The organism is Marinovum sp. J2-8, assembly GCF_055808435.1.
This window is the reverse complement of the sequence record NZ_JBVVRZ010000006.1, coordinates 283884-302770: the sequence shown is the minus strand read 5'-3', so window position 1 is coordinate 302770 and position 18887 is coordinate 283884. Positions and strand designations below refer to the sequence as shown.

At 62.4% G+C, this 18887-nt stretch carries 17 protein-coding genes and 1 pseudogene; 7 read left to right on the top strand and 11 right to left on the bottom strand.

The features are described 5' to 3' along the window. The first annotated feature begins 197 nt into the window (after positions 1-197). Positions 198-491 (top strand): hypothetical protein, encoded by a 294-nt coding sequence (locus tag AC0L4F_RS18430; RefSeq protein WP_244690868.1) that lies wholly within the window; start codon positions 198-200, stop codon positions 489-491. A 31-nt stretch (positions 492-522) separates the two neighbouring features. Here AC0L4F_RS18430 and AC0L4F_RS18425 read toward each other — a convergent pair whose 3' ends face one another. The 8 genes and pseudogenes from AC0L4F_RS18425 to AC0L4F_RS18390 form a co-directional block, all read right to left on the bottom strand. Next, positions 523-1260, bottom strand: a complete 738-nt coding sequence (locus AC0L4F_RS18425) for an RES family NAD+ phosphorylase (protein ID WP_244690867.1) — start codon at positions 1258-1260, stop codon at positions 523-525. Continuing rightward, a complete protein-coding gene (locus tag AC0L4F_RS18420) occupies positions 1257-1646 on the bottom strand; it encodes an MbcA/ParS/Xre antitoxin family protein (protein WP_244690866.1) in 390 nt (129 codons plus the stop codon). The genes AC0L4F_RS18425 and AC0L4F_RS18420 overlap by 4 nt, the downstream gene beginning before the upstream one ends. 108 nt (positions 1647-1754) lie before the next feature. Next, a pseudogene (locus AC0L4F_RS18415) lies at positions 1755-2989 on the bottom strand (UxaA family hydrolase). Between the two features lie 254 nt (positions 2990-3243). Further along, positions 3244-3648, bottom strand: a complete 405-nt coding sequence (locus AC0L4F_RS18410) for a mannitol dehydrogenase family protein (protein ID WP_244690865.1) — start codon at positions 3646-3648, stop codon at positions 3244-3246. Positions 3649-3651: 3 nt separating this feature from the next. Continuing rightward, entirely contained in the window at positions 3652-4356 is a 705-nt protein-coding gene (locus tag AC0L4F_RS18405) for a mannitol dehydrogenase family protein (RefSeq protein WP_244690864.1), read from the bottom strand. Then, entirely contained in the window at positions 4349-5353 is a 1005-nt protein-coding gene (locus AC0L4F_RS18400; RefSeq protein ID WP_244690863.1) for a zinc-binding alcohol dehydrogenase family protein, read from the bottom strand. Before AC0L4F_RS18400 ends, AC0L4F_RS18405 begins: the two co-directional genes overlap by 8 nt. A gap of 130 nt (positions 5354-5483) precedes the next feature. After that, entirely contained in the window at positions 5484-6209 is a 726-nt protein-coding gene (locus AC0L4F_RS18395; protein ID WP_244690862.1) for a FadR/GntR family transcriptional regulator, read from the bottom strand. A 256-nt stretch (positions 6210-6465) separates the two neighbouring features. Next, positions 6466-7188 (bottom strand): TetR/AcrR family transcriptional regulator, encoded by a 723-nt coding sequence (locus tag AC0L4F_RS18390; RefSeq protein ID WP_244690861.1) that lies wholly within the window; start codon positions 7186-7188, stop codon positions 6466-6468. Between the two features lie 230 nt (positions 7189-7418). Between AC0L4F_RS18390 and AC0L4F_RS18385 the strand changes: the two genes are divergently transcribed. From AC0L4F_RS18385 to AC0L4F_RS18375, 3 genes are all read left to right on the top strand, one after another. Continuing rightward, on the top strand, positions 7419-8252 hold the full coding sequence (locus AC0L4F_RS18385) for a shikimate dehydrogenase (RefSeq protein ID WP_244690860.1): 834 nt from the start codon (positions 7419-7421) through the stop codon (positions 8250-8252). 77 nt (positions 8253-8329) lie between these two features. Then, the gene (locus AC0L4F_RS18380; RefSeq protein ID WP_244690859.1) at positions 8330-10216 is read left to right on the top strand and encodes a bifunctional sugar phosphate isomerase/epimerase/4-hydroxyphenylpyruvate dioxygenase family protein; all 1887 of its coding nucleotides are present in this window, start codon (positions 8330-8332) and stop codon (positions 10214-10216) included. Between the two features lie 215 nt (positions 10217-10431). Continuing rightward, positions 10432-11493 (top strand): 3-carboxy-cis,cis-muconate cycloisomerase, encoded by a 1062-nt coding sequence (locus AC0L4F_RS18375; protein WP_244690858.1) that lies wholly within the window; start codon positions 10432-10434, stop codon positions 11491-11493. 8 nt (positions 11494-11501) lie between these two features. Here the strand turns inward: AC0L4F_RS18375 and AC0L4F_RS18370 are convergent, their stop codons facing one another. Then, the gene (locus AC0L4F_RS18370) at positions 11502-11954 is read right to left on the bottom strand and encodes a DnaA N-terminal domain-containing protein (RefSeq protein WP_348524127.1); all 453 of its coding nucleotides are present in this window, start codon (positions 11952-11954) and stop codon (positions 11502-11504) included. A 22-nt stretch (positions 11955-11976) separates the two neighbouring features. On the opposite strand from AC0L4F_RS18370, the gene AC0L4F_RS18365 reads away from it, so the two are divergent. The 3 genes from AC0L4F_RS18365 (at position 11977) to AC0L4F_RS18355 (ending at position 15095) form a co-directional block, all read left to right on the top strand. Further along, positions 11977-12402 (top strand): hypothetical protein, encoded by a 426-nt coding sequence (locus AC0L4F_RS18365; protein WP_348524126.1) that lies wholly within the window; start codon positions 11977-11979, stop codon positions 12400-12402. 309 nt (positions 12403-12711) lie between these two features. Next, positions 12712-14019, top strand: a complete 1308-nt coding sequence (locus AC0L4F_RS18360; protein ID WP_244690857.1) for an AAA family ATPase — start codon at positions 12712-12714, stop codon at positions 14017-14019. A 14-nt stretch (positions 14020-14033) separates the two neighbouring features. Next, a complete protein-coding gene (locus AC0L4F_RS18355) occupies positions 14034-15095 on the top strand; it encodes a ParB/RepB/Spo0J family partition protein (protein ID WP_244690856.1) in 1062 nt (353 codons plus the stop codon). A 446-nt stretch (positions 15096-15541) separates the two neighbouring features. On the opposite strand, the gene AC0L4F_RS18350 is transcribed toward AC0L4F_RS18355, so the two are convergent. Further along, positions 15542-17245, bottom strand: coding sequence for a glycerol-3-phosphate dehydrogenase/oxidase (locus tag AC0L4F_RS18350; protein ID WP_244690855.1), 1704 nt, complete (start codon positions 17243-17245; stop codon positions 15542-15544). After that, positions 17238-18767 carry an FGGY-family carbohydrate kinase gene (locus AC0L4F_RS18345; RefSeq protein ID WP_244690854.1) on the bottom strand — a complete coding sequence of 510 codons (1530 nt, stop codon included), beginning with the start codon at positions 18765-18767 and terminating at the stop codon, positions 17238-17240. Before AC0L4F_RS18345 ends, AC0L4F_RS18350 begins: the two co-directional genes overlap by 8 nt. Positions 18768-18887: the final 120 nt, after the last annotated feature.

The following is an 18887-nucleotide window of genomic DNA, read 5'->3' as shown; positions in this document are numbered from 1 at the left end:
CCGCCCTATGCCTGCCCTGCGCCGGCATGGTGCCAAATGCGGCGTGATCCCCGGTGCCGCCCGCCAGATCACCAAGGGGCAAACGCCCGCCGCCAAAACACCGATTTCGCCGGGTGAATGCCCCGATTTTCGCCGGGGTCTTGATTTTGTTCTCGTTCTGTTCTATGTTCGTTTCAAGCCGAAAGGAGAACGTTTCAATGGAAAATTCCAGTTACACCCTGCCCGCGACGCCCCGACAGATTGCCTATGCCCGGTCACTGGCACAACGGAACCGGATCTCGTTACCTTGGGAGGTTCAGCAGGATCGCCGCGCGCTCAGCGCCTGGATTGATGCCCAGACCAAGGTCAAGCCTGCCCCGCAGGACGGTCGCCCGACATCGAAACAGGTCGCTTTTGCGGAACGTCTGGCCCGGATCAAACAACGTGCCGTGCCGGACGAATGTTTTCGCGACAAAGGATTGATGTCGAAATGGATCGACGGCAACCGCTGAGGTCTGGGTTTATGGGTCTGGACCCCGACGATCAGGCCACCGCATTGATCGCGTAATCCGGCGTGCCGTCCCACACCAGATCCCAGGATGCGCCGGGGCGCACATTCTGGATCGCACGGGGATCAAAACACACAAGACAATTTTTGCCGCCCCCCATATCGCGACCCCGATCGCCCCCGAGATCGCTGCCCGGTGCGCGCACAGATGGGTAAATCAACCCGCGCGACCCGTGACGGCGAAGATGCTGCGCAAGGCTCTGACCTTCGGGATAGCCAATATCGGGGTCGGCATGAAGCGCCGGGTGATCCGGTTCATCGGTCATATCGTCAAAGACCCCGATGAAATCCGCCAGCAGCTCGACATAGCGGGCGCTGTCGTCATAACAGCCAGTAAACCCCAGCTCCCTTGTCCGGTGCCAGGCGACTTCGCTGACCGACACCATCACATTCCAGGCGCAATACCACGCGCCGCGCGCTTCGGTGTTGAAACGATTGCCCCCCGCCCGGGTATAGGTGAAGGCCGCATTGATATGGCTGTCACCATACAGCCGCAAATCGTGGCTTCGGCGCTGCCAGGCCAATTCACGCGGATCCAGATGCGGGTTGCGGCCCCGTTCCGCCAAAAGCCGCCCGCTGGTCAAACCTTCGATCTCGGCAAGAATATCAAGCTCATCATCACTATCGACAAGCCCGCGCAGGGCCGGCGGTTTGTGATAGGTCGCAGGCAAAAGGCGCACCAGACCGCGATCGGAAATCTCCGCCTGTTTCATGCCCCACCGCGCAGCGCGTCAAGATAGGTGCGAATGGCAATGATCTGCGGCAGCCCACCCTCTATCGCCACGTCAATTGGCCGCTGACCGCCAAACAATGGCCCGGTGTTCGGCCGCGTGAACCAGCTTTTGGCCAATGGATCGGAAAAATACAGCTCCAGCGATTTATAGATGCCAATCACCGCGCTGAGCCGCAGCAGCTGATCCTTGGTCAGCTCACCCGCAAACCCCGGCTTTCTGGCGCGTTTCCATGTGCTTTCGGACATATCCGCAAGCCGCGCGGCATCCTTCACACCAAAGGCCCAGGCGTCGACAATGCGCGCATAGGCTTTGAGCGCAATTGCGTTCACCTGCACCGGTTCGCGGGTCTTGTCGGCCACATGCATCGCAGATCTCCTTCGCCCTCAAAGTAGGTTCATATGACCCAAAAGTAAAGACCACATGAACCCACCGTCAGGCAAAGCCATCTCAAAGAGACCGCCGTAAAAACCGCGCTACAGCACCGCGCCGATCTTCCACGGCACAAACTCATTGTCGCCATAGCCCAATTCCTCGGACGCGGTTGTGTCGCCCGACGCCATATCCAGGATACGGTGATAGATTTGCAGACCCATCTCGGAAATCGCCACGCCCTCGCCGATGATCACACCGCAATCCAGATCAATGTCTTCGGGCATGGATTTGGCAAGCTCGGTATTGGACGCAAGTTTCAGTGACGGCGTCGGTTTATACCCGGCACAAGACCCGCGACCGGTGGTGAAACACAGCGCATTGGCCCCCGCCGCGATCTGCCCGGTGGCCACCACCGGATCATAGCCGGGGGAATCCATATAGACAAAACCCGGGCCCTCGATACGCGCGCCATAGGCAAACGCCCCCGACACCGGCGACAGCCCACCCTTGGCCACCGCGCCAAGCGATTTTTCCAGAATGGTGGTCAGCCCGCCGCGTTTGTTGCCGGGCGAGGGGTTGTTGTCCAGCGTGGTGCCATTGCGTTCGGCATAGTCGCGCCACCACGAAATCATGTCGCGGATTTTCTGGCCCGCCCCCGCATCCGCACGCGCGATCAACAGATGTTCCGCGCCATAGATTTCCGGCGTCTCGGACAAATCGACATCCCCCCCGCCGCAACCAACAGATCCGAGGCATGGCCAAGCGCCGGGTTGCAGGTGATGCCGGAAAACCCGTCGGACCCGCCACATTGCATGCCAAGCACCAGCTTTGACACCGGCTGGCTGGACCGGCGGTCCTCATTGGCGGCCGCCGCAATCGGTTCCAAAAGCTCAAGCGCGCGGCGCACACCGGACCGCGACCCGCCGACCTCTTGAATATTGAAGGTCTGGAAACGTTCCTGCGCCCATTCGGTCGGCTTGTAGAGGGTCAGTTGGTTGACCTCACAGCCCAGCCCGACAATCAGAACGCCACCAAAATTCGGATGATCGCGATAGCCCTTCAACACCCGGACCAGCGCGTCAAACCCCACGCCCTTATGCGCCATGCCACAGCCCTGATCATGGATGATCGGCGCAAACCCGTCGATGCCGGGAAACTTCGGCAGCAATGTGCGGTTGGCCTCGGCGGCGATGGCGTTGCACACGGTGGTAGAGCAGTTGACCGAGGCGATGATGCCGATAAAATTGCGGGTGCCGACGCGGCCATCGGGGCGCAGATACCCGTCAAAGGTGTTGCGTGCCGGCGCATCCGGCAACGCCCCGGACGACACCGCCATTTCCGCATGATCTTGCGGCATGGTGCAATTGTGGCTGTGCACCAGCGCGCCGGCCGCGATGTCCTGCGACGCGATGCCCATCATCTGGCCGTATTTGACAATGGGATCGCCTTTGGCCATGGCGCGCCGGGCGATCTTGTGCCCGCGCCCGACCGCTTCGCGCGCCACAAGACCGTCGCGCGCCTCGCCTTCGGGCCAATCCACAAGGGCAACCGCCACGCTGTCTTCGGGCGACAGAATGATTAGGCCCGCACTCATTTGGCACCGCCTGCTGCGATGATGGCATCCAGCCTCGGCGCCGCGAAATCCGGCGCTTCGGCGCGCACCCAATCCACAAACGGCGCAATGCGGCGTGCGATTTTCTGTTCGTGGTTCTGGGCAATGTCGGACAGCCGGTGATGCAGAAACGGGTTGCGGAACCGCTCGAACGTGGCGGCGGCATAATCGCGGGCCTCGGCCTCCATGCCGCGCAGGGCAAAACCGGGCAGGACTTCGTCCTGCAAGATCGCCTCGACCGCGCGGCCAATGTCCCCCGCCAGCGCCGCATCAACGGTCAGCTCCGCATCCCCGCCAGCCTCACGCCAGATCTGAACCATGGCCGTATGACCCAGGTTGAGGATGTGCAATTTCAACCGCTCGATCCGCTCCAGATCATCCACCACCTAAATCGAGGCATGCTCTGTTGGCGCCTCCAGCCCCGGCTGGGCCTCAATCGCCCAAAGCGCATAGGGTTCGGCCACCGCGCCAGCCGGTTCAATCGGCTCTGACACGATGCGATCGACCAGCGAATTGACCCAGCGACAATCGCCCAACCAGGTCACAAGCGCACCAGAGGCATTCTGCGCCGCCGCAATCTCAAGCACCCGCGCCCGAAGCACCGCACCGTTTTCCGGCACCAGCTCCATCGGAAAGATATCAAGCGGCGCGCCCCCCGCGCCATGACGCGCGGCCAAAAGATGGAAAAGCTTGGCAGGATAGCTCATGTCCTGATCCGGGCTGGCCCCGGCATCGGCGGGGCGCGGTTCATACCCACGGTCGCCGGTGTTGGACAGGATGATTTTCGCCTCTTCGGTGATCACGCGGCTGATCTCGTCCCAATCGGTGGCGGTGGCCAGCGTCCGCTTGACCGAGGTCACACGCCGCTCTTCGTCCAGCGTTTCACCGCCCTGAACCCCGCGAATGCGCACCGGATACCCCTCTGCCGCAGCCAGATGCGCCAAACGCCGGGCACGGTCGGGATCGCCGGAAGATTGCACCACGGTAATGGCGCGCGGCGGTGTGCCTTCGTGAAAGAAAAGATCGGCATGCGCCTGCAGGAACCGCGAGGTGCCGAATTGAACGACGGGGGTTTTGAAAGTCTCAGACATGGATCAGCGCCTTTACCACAGTGCCCCGGTCCTCTGACCATTTGGGCAAATCCGTTACAGCATCGTCGAACGTCGTGCTGTGCGATGCAAAGGCGTCAATCGGCACAAGACCGCGCGCCATGCAGGACATGACATGTTCGAAATCCGCTTTCAGCGCGTTGCGGCTGGCAATCAGCGTGGTTTCGCGCTTGTGAAAGTCCGGGTCGGCAAAGCACAGATCGCCCTTGACCACCGACAGCAACACATATGACCCGCCATGGGCCACGAATTTCAACCCGGCATTCATCGCACCGATATTGCCGGTGGCGTCGAACACGGTTTCAAACATGTCATCGCCCGCCGCATCCACGCTCTGACAGATCGCATCCGGCAGGATCGCACGCGCCAGCGCCAGCCGCTCGGCCGAGGTGTCGCGCACCGTCACCGTTGCGCCCGCGACCTGCGCAAAAAGCGCCGCGCCCAACCCGATCGGCCCCGCGCCAACCACCAGCGCGGTTGAACCCTCGGCCACCTGCCCCCGGCGCACACCATGCGCGCCAATCGCCAGAAATTCGACCATTGCGGCGGCCTTTGGCTCCACCCCTGCGGCGGGATATGCATTGGCCTCCGGGATCACGATTTCCTCGCACATGCCGCCATCGCGGTGCACCCCAAGAACGCCGATGTTTTCACAACAGTTCGGCTTGCCGATGGTGCAGGCATGACAGGTGCCGCAGGTGACATAGGGGTTGACCACCACCAGATCGCCGCGCCTGATACGACCATCGCTGCTGTCTTCCATCGCCCGCGCCGCAAGCTCATGGCCCATGGTGCGCGGATAGGACAGGAACGGCTGTTGGCCCTTGTAGATATGGTAATCGGTGCCGCAGATGCCGATCACCTCGACCTTCAGACGGATATGACCGGGCTGGTCCATGGGACGGGGCTGCGTCACCAGGTCAAGCTTGCCCGGCTCGGCACAGACAAGCGCGCGCATTGGGGTGTCTAAATCTTTCATGGGGTATCCTTTGCGGTCAAATCAGTGCCAGCGACAATCCCGAGATCCCGCTTGCCAACCAGACCGGCCGCCCCGGTAAGGTGGTTCAGAAATCGCATGTCAGTCTCCGGTGTTTGCGTTCTTTTCGGGGTCATGTCGCCTTTTCAGACGGCCATATTTCGGACGGCGCATCGGCACCGCCGCTTTCGGCCAGCCACACCGCAAGCGTGTCTGCGGAATGCTGGAAATGTGCGCCCAGCACGTCGGCCATGTCTTCTGGATCGCGCCGCCCCAGCGCCGCAATAATGGCTTCGTGGTGGTCGCTGGCGGCATTGGTCGCGGGCGTTTGAGATTTGCCAACCTCAAGGTAAAACCGCAGCGGTTCCGACATCACGCGATACATCCGGCTCAGCACGTCATTGCGGGCCGCGTCGATCAACGCCAGGTGAAACCGGTAATCCTGTTCTGCGGACTCAGAGGTCGTCAGCGCCTTGCGCATCGCGCGATTGGCCACATCCAGCGCGGCAATATCATCGTCGGTCGCATTGTGCACGATCAGCGGCACCGCGCCGGTTTCAATGATCCGGCGAAAGTTCAGCACATCAACAAAGGTCCGCGACGACGCGGCAAAGAACTGGCTGAAACCACGAAACATGGTCTCGAAATCGGGCTTTGTCACCTGTGGCCCGCGTTTGGTTTTGCGCACCAGTTGAAAGGCCTCGAGATGAATGATGGTTTCGCGGATCGTGTTGCGCGACACGCCGAACCGCTCGGCCAAATCGCGTTCGGTCGGCAGGAAATCCCCTGTCTCATACTCATTCACGATCTCGCGTCTGAGCACCTCTCTAATTTCATCAACTGCGGACTGGCCGGCCATCGAGTCACCCCTACTTTGGTTGGACCATAGGACCAAGGGTGCAGAGACGCAACCCCGGCCCCGCCAAACAACAGCGCCTTGGCGGCGATGCCCACAGCGCGATCACAGGGTTGCGGAGGGGCACGCAGAAGCCGGAAAATGGGCGGTCAACGCGACAGGCAAAAGCAAAAGGCCCCGCAAAGCGAACTTTGCGAGACCTTGATGACACACAAGCAATTGACCCAACCGGCGCAGCGAAACCGCTATGCGCCCGTGGTCATTTGCCGCCTGTCCCGTCTGTCCCCGCAGGCCTGCGGGCGGCCTCAACCAGCATCCGCACCAGATCATCCCGCAGCGCCACCTGAGTCTCCGGCGTGAACAGCGCCGCCCCAAACAGCGCCGAAAACGTCGGCCGGTTCGACACATTGAAAAAGCTGAAGGCCGAAATCTGCCAATGCAGCTGCATCGGGTCCAGATCCGCCCGCAGGCTGCCGTCCTGCGCCCCGCGCCGACAGATCTCTGTCAGCTGGTCAATTGCCGCGCCGTTCAACGCCCGGATCATATCCGACGCACCGACAAATTCCGCATTATGGATGTTTTCGATCATCACCATGCGAATGAAATCCGGGTTGGCCCGGTGGTGATCAAAGGTGAATTCCGCAAGCTTCGCCAGCGCCTCTGCGGCGGGCAGATGGTCGAGGTTCAGCCCCTCTTCGCCCTTGCGCACCTCGGCATAGGCGGCCTCCAGCGCGCGAGCATACAGCCCGTTCTTGTCGCCGAAATAATAATAAATCATCCGCTTTGACGTCTGTGTGCGCGCCGCGATGGCATCCACCCGCGCGCCCGACAGCCCACGGTCGGCAAATTCCGAAATCGCATTGATCAGGATATCGCGCTGCACCGCGTCCGGGTTCTGTTTCCAGCGGGGCCGCCGGGGCGCGCGCTTTTTCTTGTCCGGCTTGCCCGTATCGGGCGCGGGGTGTTTGGCGGGCTCTGGCATCCTGTCCTCCGTCTGCCTGTGCTAACATCGGTCAATTTAACCGTCTAGTACAAAATGATTGACCAAATTAACCAAATGGTACAAAAAGACCCTCACCCACGGGAATCATCACACGGCAGTTCAGGGGCGCGACATGCAGGAACCATCACCGGCGCAGGCCGACACCAGGACGCCGCAACACCTCCGGGTTGGGCTGGTGGGCAAGGGATTTAGGCTCTCGCACCCCCCGCATGCATATGGCCGAGGGCGCGGCTCAGGGCCTGAACCTGCGCTATGATCTGCTCGACACCGACCAGATGCCGCCCGACACCCCGCTGACCCGGATCGTCGATCAAGCGGAAAAAGACGGCTATGCCGGGCTCAACATCACCTTCCCCTACAAACAAGAGGTGCTGGCCCTCACCGATCAGCTGTCCGATGCCGCACGGCGGGTGGGCGCGGTGAACACGCTGGTGTTTCGCGATGGCAAACGTCTGGGGCACAACACCGACTTTTCCGGCTTTGCCGAAGGTCTGCGCCGTGGCCTGCCCGATGTCACGCCGCGCCGGGTGTTGCTGGTTGGGGCCGGCGGTGCGGGCGGGGCATTGGCCCATGCGCTTCACGACATGGGCGCCACCGATCTGATGATCACCGACCGCCGGATCGAGGCCGCCGTCGCCCTGGCCGAGGCGGTGAATGCCGCCGCCAACGCCCTCGGGGTCGATACTGTGGCCCATACTGTGGCCCATACCGTGGCCCGCGCCGTGCCCCATACCAAAGATCACATTGCCCCCGCCATCGAACAGGCCGAGGGCATCGTCAACGCCACCCCGATGGGCATGGCAAAACTGCCCGGCACCCCCATCGACACCACCCTGCTGTCAGACCGCCATTGGGTTGGCGACATCGTCTATTTCCCGCGCGAAACCGAATTTCTGCGCGCCGCCCGCGCCCGGGGCTGTCGCACGGTGGATGGCTCCGGCATGGCGGTGTTTCAGGCCGTGCGCGCCTTTCACCTCTTTACCGGGGTGACCGCCGATGACCGCCGTATGCGGGCCACCTTCGAAAGCTTTGAAACCGCATGATGGCGCGGCCGACCATATTCCACCCGGCCATATCCCTGCCCCGTCTTGCCAAACCCGCCGGCCCCGAGGATTGCAAAATGAAAACATCCATTGCCACCGTCTCGATCTCCGGCAACCTCCCAGAGAAGCTCGAGGCCATCGCCGCCGCCGGTTTTGATGGCATCGAGATTTTCGAACAGGATTTCATCGCCCATGACGGCAATCCGCGCGATGTCGGCAACCTGATCCGGGACATGGGGCTGACGATCACCCTGTTTCAACCGTTCCGCGATTTCGAAGGTCTGCCAGACCCTTACCGGGCCAAGGCCTTTGACCGTGCCGAACGCAAATTCGACCTGATGCAGGAGTTGGGCACCGATCTTGTGCTGGTCTGTTCCTCCTGTCACCCAAAGGCGCTTGGCGGTATCGACCGGGCGGCGGCGGATTTCCACGAACTGGGCGAACGTGCCGCCGCCCGTGATCTGCGCATCGGATACGAGGCCCTGGCCTGGGGCACCCATGTCAATGATCACCGCGACGCCTGGGAAATTGTGCGCCGCGCCGATCATGCCAATGTCGGCCTGATCCTCGACAGTTTTCACACCCTCGTGCGCAACATCGACCCCGACACGATCCGCCGCATTCCCGGTGACAAGATCTTCTTTGTCCAGCTCGCCGATGCGCCCCTGATCGACATGGATCTGCTCTATTGGTCGCGCCATTTCCGCAATATGCCGGGCGAAGGCGACCTGCCGGTGACCGATTTCATGCGCGCGGTGATGGCGACGGGCTATGCCGGGCCGGTGTCGCTGGAAATCTTCAACGACCAGTTTCGCGGCGGCAGCCCGCATTCCATCGCCCGCGATGGTCATCGCGCGCTGGTGGCGCTGATGGATGATGTCCGCCGCCAGGAACCGACCAACGCCGTCGACCTGCCACAAATGCCGCCGCGCATTGCCGTCGACGGGGTGGCCTTTGTCGAATTCACCAGTCGCGGAGCCGAGGCCGAGGCGCTGGAAACCATCCTGCAAACCCTCGGCTTTGCCCGCTCCGGCAGCCATATCGCCAAGAAACTGACGCTCTGGACCCAGGGCGACATCCGCATTGTCGTCAACCGGGAAACCACCGGCTTTGCCAGCAGCGCCTATAATGTGCATGGCACAACGGTATGTGACATCGGCCTTGGCGTGGAAAATGCCCATGCCACGGTGGCCCGCGCCATCCGGCTTGGCGCCAACCCCTTTCACCAACCGCTTGGCCCCGGCGAACTCGACATTCCGGCGATCCGCGGGCGCAGCGGCAGCCTGTTGCATTTCATCGACGCCACCAGCGGTCTGGACCGGGTCTGGTCGCTGGAATTCACCCGCGCCGACACCGCCGCATCTGATGTTGGGCTGAAACGCATCGACCATCTGGCACAAACCATGAGCTATGATGAAATGCTCAGCTGGTCGCTGTTCTATTCCTCGCTGTTCGACATGGGAAAATCGGCCATCGTCGATGTGGTCGACCCGGACGGGCTGGTGCGCAGTCAGGCGCTGGAAACCGCAACCGGCACCTTTCGCATCACTCTCAATGGCGCGGAAACCCACCGCACCATGGCGGGCAATTTCCTCGCCGACAGCTTTGGTGCCTCGGTCCAGCATATCGCATTGGCCAGCGACGACATTTTTGCCACCTCTGATGCCTTGGCCGCCAAGGGGTTCACACCGCTGGCCATATCGGACAATTACTATGCTGATCTGGCCGCGCGCTTTGAACTCTCCCCCAGCATGTTACAAAAGCTGCAAGCCGGTAATATCCTCTATGACGAAGACGCCAATGGCGCGTTTTTTCAGATCTATGCGCGCCCCTTTGCCGGCGGCATGTTTTTCGAAATCGTCGAACGGCGCGGCGGATATGCCGGATATGGCGCGCCAAACGCCCCCTTTCGGATTGCCGCACAAAAACGTCTGATGCGAACCAAGGGCATGCCCCGCACGTGATCTAGCGGTTCCATGTTGTCGCAATCAGTCTGGCGCGCCTGCCGCAAACCATGCGATCTATCGTGCCAGACAGACCTTTGCTGACAGAGAGGGGAACCAGACATGCCCACCACGGACCTTTTGCAACACCGGCGGACATGGCACCCCCCTGCCCCGAACCCGACTTCAACTCTGGCCCCGGATTGCAAATCCCCCCGGACGCAAAGGCCGCAGCCATGAGCACAAGTGTCTTTGACCATCCCTGGCTTGGCGGGCTGTTTGGCGATCCGCAAATCGCGGCGCTTTGGTCCCCGGACCAAGAGCTGCGGCGCATGCTCGCGATCGAGGCCGCGTTTTCCCGCGCGCTTGGCGCGGCGGGCAAGGTGCCGATGGACATGGCCGACCGGGCCGCACAGGCGATTGAAACCTGTCAGCCCGACATCAATTCCCTGCGCAACGCCACCCTGCGGGATGGGCTGCCAGTCCCGGATCTGGTGCGCCAGCTCAAATCGCGGGTGGATGCGGACACCCAGGCCGCCGTGCACAAGGGGCTGACATCGCAGGATGTGATCGACACCGCATTGGTGATGGCGCTGCGCGACACCAACACTCTCTTGATGCAGCGTTTGCAGGATGTGGTGCAGGCCCTTGATCAGCTGGTGGCCCACCACGGCACCGCCCCGATCATGGGACGCACCCGGATGCAGGCCGCCCTGCCCCTGACCTTTGCCGACCGCGCGCGCAGCTGGGTCGACCCGCTGCGCCAGCATGGGACCCGGCTCGCGGCACTGCGCCCCATGGTCGAACGTCTGCAACTGGGCGGGGCCGTCGGCGATCGCGCCGCGCTTGGCGCACAGGGCGCAACGATTTCCGCCTTCACGGCCGACGCCCTCGGCCTGGAAGATGCCGCCGCAGGCTGGCACAGTCAGCGCGACACCATCGTCGATCACGCCGGGCTTTTGTCCCTGATCACCGGCACCCTGGGCAAGATGGGTCAGGACATCTGCCTGATGGCGCAACAGGGCATTCAGGAACTGGCATTGTCCGGTGGCGGCGGGTCTTCGGCCATGCCGCACAAACAGAACCCGGTTCTGGCCGAACTGCTGGTCACTTTGGCGCGGTTCAATGCCACCCAGATTGGCGGCATGCATCAGGCGATGATCCATGAACAGGAACGGTCTGGCGCGGCCTGGGGGCTGGAATGGATGATCCTGCCCCAGATGGCCGCCGCGACCGCACGGGCGCTGGCGGTGGGCCAACAGATCTGCGACGCGATCGTCATCCCCCCTGCCCGCTGATCAGGACATCACTCAGAAACCGCAACAACCTGGACCCGGCGCACAGCCGGGTCCAGCGCGGCATAGCTGCCCAGCAGCCGGTTCAGAAAATGCGTGCGGACATAATCCGCAATGAACCGTGATGGCGCAACCAATGTGACCCGGTCGCCGTCACGCGCCATTTCCGACAATTGCCCGAACCATGTGGCGGCCTGCGCCGGGCTTTCGGCGCGCAGCTGCGCCAGTACCTGACCCCATGTGCCTTCGGTCTCTGCGGTCTGCATCCGGCGTTGAAACGGGATGACATTCGGATCTGTTGCCGCGGCCCCGCTTGGGTCTTGCCCGTCGGTTGGTCCCGCCATATCCGTTCCCGCCCCGACATGGCGTTCCTGCATCCGGGCCACAAAATCCGTGCCGATGGTGGTCCAGCTCTGGGTCGTTTCGCCCAACAACCCGCTGAGGTTCAGCGCATATACCGTCACCCGGCCTTTCACCCCTGCCCGCTTGACCTCGATCCAGCCTGGCGGCGCGCATCTTGGCGATTTCGCGTTTGACGGTGCGTTCCTCGACCGACCAAAGCCGCGCCATTTCCGCCCGGCCAATGGACAATTCGTTGTTCTGCCAATTATACCTTGTGGTGATCAGCACCATCAGTCGCAGCATAAGCCGCTGACGATGTTTATCCGCCGCAAGCGCCGTCACGCCAAGAGCGGACAGAATATCGTATTTCAGGGCCGAGGCATGACGCCCGACCGGTTTTGCCGCCTGCATGGACTGCTCCGCTTCAATGCCGGATTATCCGGCTGTCATGCCCGATTTTTCCACGCCTGCCAACGCTTTTCCGAGCTTGCCGTCAATTTGCGTCCAATCCGTCGATTCTGTCAAGCCATCGCTTGGATTGAATGTTCTGCTGACCTGAATTCAAAATGAATCTGGTGAAGATATAGGTGATGGGGGACACTCTGTATGACCCCCTATTGGGCCTTTATGTCCCCCTATTGATGGTTTCACCCCACAAGGTGTCCCCCAATATATAGCGGCCAGATCAATCATTTGCCCGCCCTGCCCGGTTCTGGCGCTGCGGGCGTATCCGAATCGCTTCTGCCGTTTGGCCCCTTGTTTTCTTACCCATGGGTAAGATCGCGGTGACCTGTGACTTCATGATAATAGGTTTTGCACCAAAGGCAAAAAAGGCGTAAATGAAGTGAAGAGATCAAAATGCGTCCTAAGAGGCAGAGCATGTACACACACCAAGACCTGGCCACCCTTCAAAACCGTTCCCTGAAACTACAGGGCTGGATCCGGCAACAGACCTTTTCACCGGGGATGGAAAAGAAACTGCGGCGGTTTTCCTCGTGGGAGGTGGCCGAGCTGATTTTCCGCATGAACCAATCGACCTTTCGCGGCAAGCTGGCCGCTGACCCCTCTTTGCCCACGGGTGAGGTGGAACAGGAAGGTCGGCAGCGTTGGTTCTCGCTTGAAGAGATCAATGAATTGCGCCGCCGGTTGAAGGTCAGCAAGCGCAGCCTGATGCCGCATCGCCCGGCCTGCAAACGCGCGGTGCGCGCTGCGGTCGCCAACTTCAAAGGTGGTGCTGGCAAATCGACGGTTGCCTTGCATTTCGCCCATGCCGCCGCGCTGGACGGCTATCGCGTGTTGGTGGTGGATTTCGACCCCCAGGCGACGCTGTCGCATTCCATGGGTCTGACCGACGTCGCCGAGGAGCACACGGTCTGGGGCATCATGGCGCGCGATTTGATTCACGAAACAGAGCGGATGAACCAGGGTCCGGTGGGCGCGGAATCCGGCGCCGGTCTGCCGCAGCGGCATTTGCCAACCGCGATTACCGAACTGGGTCTTGGGGATTTGCGGATCGGCGATTTCATCAAGCCGACCTCCTGGCCGACAATTGATTGCATCCCCTCCTGTGCCAATGCCGCCTTTGTTGAATTCGCGTCGGCGCAGTATCGTCACCTCAATCCGGACTGGTCGTTCTTTGCGGTGGTGTCGCGCTATCTCGATCAGATCCCGGATGACAGTTACGATCTTATCCTGTTCGATTGCCCGCCTGCGATTGGCTATCAGTCGATGAATGCGGTGTTTGCGGCGGATGTGCTTTATGTGCCGTCGGGGCCCGGATATTGGGAATATGATTCCACCACATCCTTTATCGGTCAGCTGTCCGAGGCGCTTGAAGATCTCTCTGCCGGATTTGATGGCAGCTTACCCACGGGTAAGATCGAACTGCCGAAAGCATTCTGTGACATCCGGTTCCTGTTGACGAGGTACGAGCCGGGCAATGAATTGCACCGCGCGATGCAGGATGCCTTTCGCAAGGTTTGGGGCGATCACGTCACCCAGCATCCGGTCGAAATGACGCGCGCAGTCGAACAATCGGGGCGGTTCCTGAACTCGGTCTATGAAATGGATTACCGCGAAATGACCAGAGAGACCTGGCGACGCGCAAGATCTACATTCGATAGCGCGTATGAAGAATTCCGCCAAACCCTGCATGATGCATGGGACACGTTGGAGGTGGATCAATGAGCAAGAAGCGCAGAATGTTTGACATCGACCTGCCCGAAATGGGGGATATGGAGGTCGGGAAAACCCCGGATCGTGGGTTGCGCCGGGGGCCTATGGCCTCGGCTATCAATGAGAATGCGAATTCGTTGCGCGACCGCAAGGCGGTGGAAAACAGCATTCGGGAAGAAAACGACAAGCTCGCCGCCGAGTTCGTGCGCATGAAACGCGAGGGGCTGATCACCGACCGGATCGCGCTGGCGGATGTGGTGACCGAACGGTTGCTGCGGGATCGCAAGCCGGGCGCGGATGATGAGCTGGACGAGCTGGTGCTGTCGATCCGCGAAATCGGCTTGTCGAACCCGATCCGGGTCGAGGCCCGCGCCGATGGCAAGTTCGAATTGATCCAAGGGATGCGGCGGCTGTTGGCGTTTCGCGCCTTGTTCGATGAAACCGGCGATGCGACATTTGCCACCATTCCCGCCGGGATCATCCCGACCGAGGCCGAGACAGAAACCAGTTATCGCCGGATGGTGGATGAGAACCTTGTGCGCAAGGATATCTCTTTTGCGGAAATGGCGACGCTGGCGCGACGCTATGCGGATGACCCGGCGCATAAATGCGCGGATGTGGCCGAGGCAGTGACGGCGCTGTTCAAATCGGCGTCTTACACCAAGCGCAGCTATATTCGCGCCTTTGCCGATCTGTTGGCAAAGCTGGAAAAGGTGCTGGAACATCCGCAGGACATTCCGCGCAATGTCGGGGTCGAGCTGAAGCGTTTGATGGAACGGGACGAGGCATTGGTCGGGCGGGTGTCGCTGGCGCTGCGGGCGGAACCGGATCGTGACGCCGCGCGCGAGGTCGAGATCCTGCGCAGTTTTCTGACCAGCGCACCCTTACCCACGGGTAAGACCGCTGCAAAATCCGCGCGCCCGCGTCAGGCCAAAACCACGTTTCAGGTGCCGCTTGGCCATGGCGTGGCCAAGTGCAGCGCGTCGGACGGGCGGTTGGAATTGCGGGACAGCCGGGATTTTTCGGCCATTGAACGCCATCGTCTGGAACAGGCGGTTGCCGCGTTTTATGCCGCATTAGAGGATTAAGTGCGGCGGGCAGGCTGGGTCATTCTTACCCGTGGGTAAGAATGTTCGACCTTGCCCCCGGTAGGCCGGTCTGATCCCATCCACGGATAAGGCCGGTTGATCTTACCCACGGGTAAGATGGCGACGGGCCGATGTTATGGCCCGCCACAGTCCACATTATCGCCCGCATTATCGGACGTACCTGACCGCCCGGGTTTAGGGCGGTAAACAGCCAGAATGTTCAGGGAAAGCGCCGCGCCGGGGCAGAGGCCGGGCAGGGGGACCATCAGGGCCCGCCATATCCTGTCCCGCGACATTGGCACCATATTGCGCAAATCGCCGGGGGTCACCCGCCGTTTGCGGATCGGGTGCGGAATGTGGCGAATATGCCAAATGTGGTGCAAATATACCTGTATCTTGCGGTCGGAAACCCCCCGCCTACCAAGACTTGTGGTTTTGCGGCGATGTCAGGCCATGGCGGACCCGGTTTGCTGCGCCGGGCCGAGGTCAAGCTGCACGCCGTGACGCCGGGCCAGCAGGGTGGCCAGATCTTCCAGTTCGGCGGCCTTTCGCGCGGCGTTCCAATCCAGCGCGGCGGCGGCGATGGCGGCGACCCGGCGGCACAGGTCTGGCGTCAGCTGCCCGCTGATCGCAAGCGGTGTGCGGCGCAACAGGATGTCGGCCAGATGCTGGACATGTTCGTGCCGCACGATCCAGTCGATCTCGGCCTCGGTATAGTCGGGGGCATCGGCAAGCGGGGTCGGGGACTTGCCTTCGTGGCGGGCGATATGCCGGGCCGTGGTGCCGTAGCGATCCAGCAATATGGCGACACGGGGCGCGGTGGCGGCGGTGGCGCTGGCGGTCGTCGCCGCCCAGTTGGCGCGGCCGTCGCTTGTGCGTGGCATGTCGCGCCCGCCGCCAATTGCCATGTCGTCGGTCAGCTGGTGCCGGGTCTGCCCCAGCTCGGCCAGCACCATATCGCTGACCTCGGCTGCGAAGGCGCGAAAGGTGGTCCATTTGCCGCCGACCAGCGACAGGATCGGGAAGGGCCGGTCGGGCGTTGCGGGCGCGCGCGGGACCGAATGATCGCGGCTGATGAGGCCCGGTGCCACACCCGCCGAATTCGGCAAGGGCCGGATGCCGGCATAGGCATAGACAATCTGGTCGCGGTCAAAGGCCAACCCCGGCAGGAGGTCGCGCAGGCTGTGCAGGAAATAATCGGTTTCGGCCTCGGTACAGAACGCGGCATCGGGGTTGTTGTCGGGAATGTCGGTCGAACCGACCAGCGCCCGGCCCTGAAAGGGCACCACTAAAAGAATGCGCCCGTCGTCGGCCTCGAAGTACAGCATTCTGCCGTTCAGCTGGTGCAGCAATTCGGGGTGATCCAGCAGGATATGCGCGCCCTTGGTGCCGCCGATCAGCTGGGTGTCGAGGCCAAGACAGGCGTTGACCCGGTCGATCCAGGGACCGGCGGCGTTGACCACAAGTTTGGCGCGGACCTTGCGCGTGGTGTTCGGGGCGGGGCAGAGGGTGATTGCGCCATCGTCGCACAGGCCAGTGACCGCGCACCAATTCAGCGCCTCGGCCCCCGGCGACAGCGCCAGCCCGTCCTGCACCAGTTCCAGCACCAAACGCTCCGGCGCGGTGACGGTGGCGTCGTAATAGGTGCCAAGCGCCTTGATCCGGGGCGTCAATGCCGGGGTTTCCGCCAGCGCGCGGCGGCGTCCGACCATGCGGTGTTTCGGCATTTGGCGCGCACGGGCACCATAGAAATCATAAAGCGCCAAACCGGCCTTCACCAACAGCGCGCCGCGACTGCGCGGGGCGGTTGTCGATCCCAGAAGGGTGCGCAGCGCGGCGGTCACGCCCTTGGTCCAGGACAGGATCGGGATCGCGGTCGGCAGCGGGCGCACCAGATGCGCGGCGTTTTTCAACAAGAGGTTGCGTTCATAGGTCAACTCGGCCACCAGCCGCAATTCGCCGGTTTCAAGGTATTTCAGCCCGCCATGGATCAGCCGCGATGGCGCGGCGCTGGTGCCGGAGCCGAAATCGCCCTTGTCGATGATCAGACATTTCAGCCCCTGGGCACAGAGGTCGCGGAACAGGCCCGCGCCGTTGATCCCGGCGCCGATGATGACGACGTCAAAGCTCTCTTCTGAGGTGTCAGACATTTGGTCCCTTTCGGCCCATCTGTTCCAGGGTGTTCAGGCGATCCCAGGTTTGGGTCAATGTATCCGCAACCTCGCGGTAGATTGCGAAGCGATGCGCGTAGTGGGCGGCGCGGTCACGATCGGCAAGATAGGTGGTGGCGCTGCCGTTGATGTCGCGCGGATCGGCATCGAAGCGGGCAAAGGCCCCGACGGCGGCCCCGGCACATAGCGCGGCCCCCCAGGCGGCGGCCTCGTCCGTGTCGGTCACGGTGACCGGCATATCCAGAATGTCGGCAAAGAGCTGGGCCACGGTGGGATTGCGCGAGGCACCGCCGGTCAACCGCGCCTCGGACGGGCCAAAGCCGGCCCGCAGCACATCCACATGTTGGCGGTGATTAAAGGCAATGCCCTCAAGCAGGGCGGCAAGCATATCGCCGCGCTCATGCCAGCCGCGCAGCCCGAGGAACGCGGCGCTTGGCGCGGCACCCATCGGCGATCCGAACAGATAGGGGTGATACAGCACCGAGGACGGGCGCGACAGGGCGGCGTCGATTTCCGGGCCAAGGCGGGCGTGGATCGGGGTGGCGCTGTCGGTACGTTCGGCGGCGCAGAGCGTGTCGAGAAACCAGTCGTAATTCGTCGCCGAGGCGGGGGAGATCGCCATGTTGTTCCATTGCCCCGGTGTCACCGCATTGCGACAGAACCAATTGGCGTCGATCCGGGGGGCGGTGGCGACGCATTCATTGATTGAATAGGTGCCCGCGACAATGCCGACGACGCCGGGGCGATGCGCGCCGATCCCAAGCGCCGAGGCGGTGACGTCATGCAGACCGGCGGCGACCGGTGTGCCGGGGACAAGGCCGGTTGCCCTGGCCGCCGCTGCGGTGAGGGTGCCGACGATGTCGGCGGAATGCGCGACTTCTGCCAGGGCGGGTCTGAGGGCAGAGAGACCAAACAGGGTCAGCGCCTCGGGCGAGTAATCCTGGGTGCGGGCATCGGTGAAAGAGGTGCTGGCCTCGGTCCGGTCGGTGCCGATCCGCCCGCTGAGGCAGTAGCAGAGCCAATCCTTGCAGGACAGGACATGGCCGATCCGGGCAAAGCGGCCGGGTTCGTGCCGCTGTATCCAACCAAGTAACGCGGCGGGGGCCGAGACATGTGGCATCTGGCCGGTCAGGTCGAGCGCCGCCTGGGCGGTGCCGTCTTGTTGCCATTCGGTGACAAGATCCATTGCCCGGCTGTCGAGCGACAGAATGCCCGGACCCAGCGGCGCGCCGTCATGATCCAGCAGATAGAGACCGTCGCCATGGGCGGTCGCGGCCACGGCGATGACCCGCGCGGGATCTGTTGCGCTGGTTTCCAGCACATCGCGGATCGCCGAAGCGGTCTGGTCCCAAAGGGCCGTCATGTCGCGTTCCACCCGGCGCGGCGCGGGTTTCAGCTGGGCCACATTGCGGCGGCTGACCGCGATCTGGGCCCCGTTGAGATCAAAGAGCACCGCCTTGGTGACGGTCAACCCGTTGTCGATTGCGAGGATCCTGTCCATGCGGCACCTTTGGTTGCAGAGCTGGTTAAAGAGCGTTTTTTTGCCGGAGTCCCGGGGGAGGAGGCGGGGCTCCGGCTGCGGACCGGGGCCGCGCGCGATGGGTGCGGCGGCGTTTGGGTC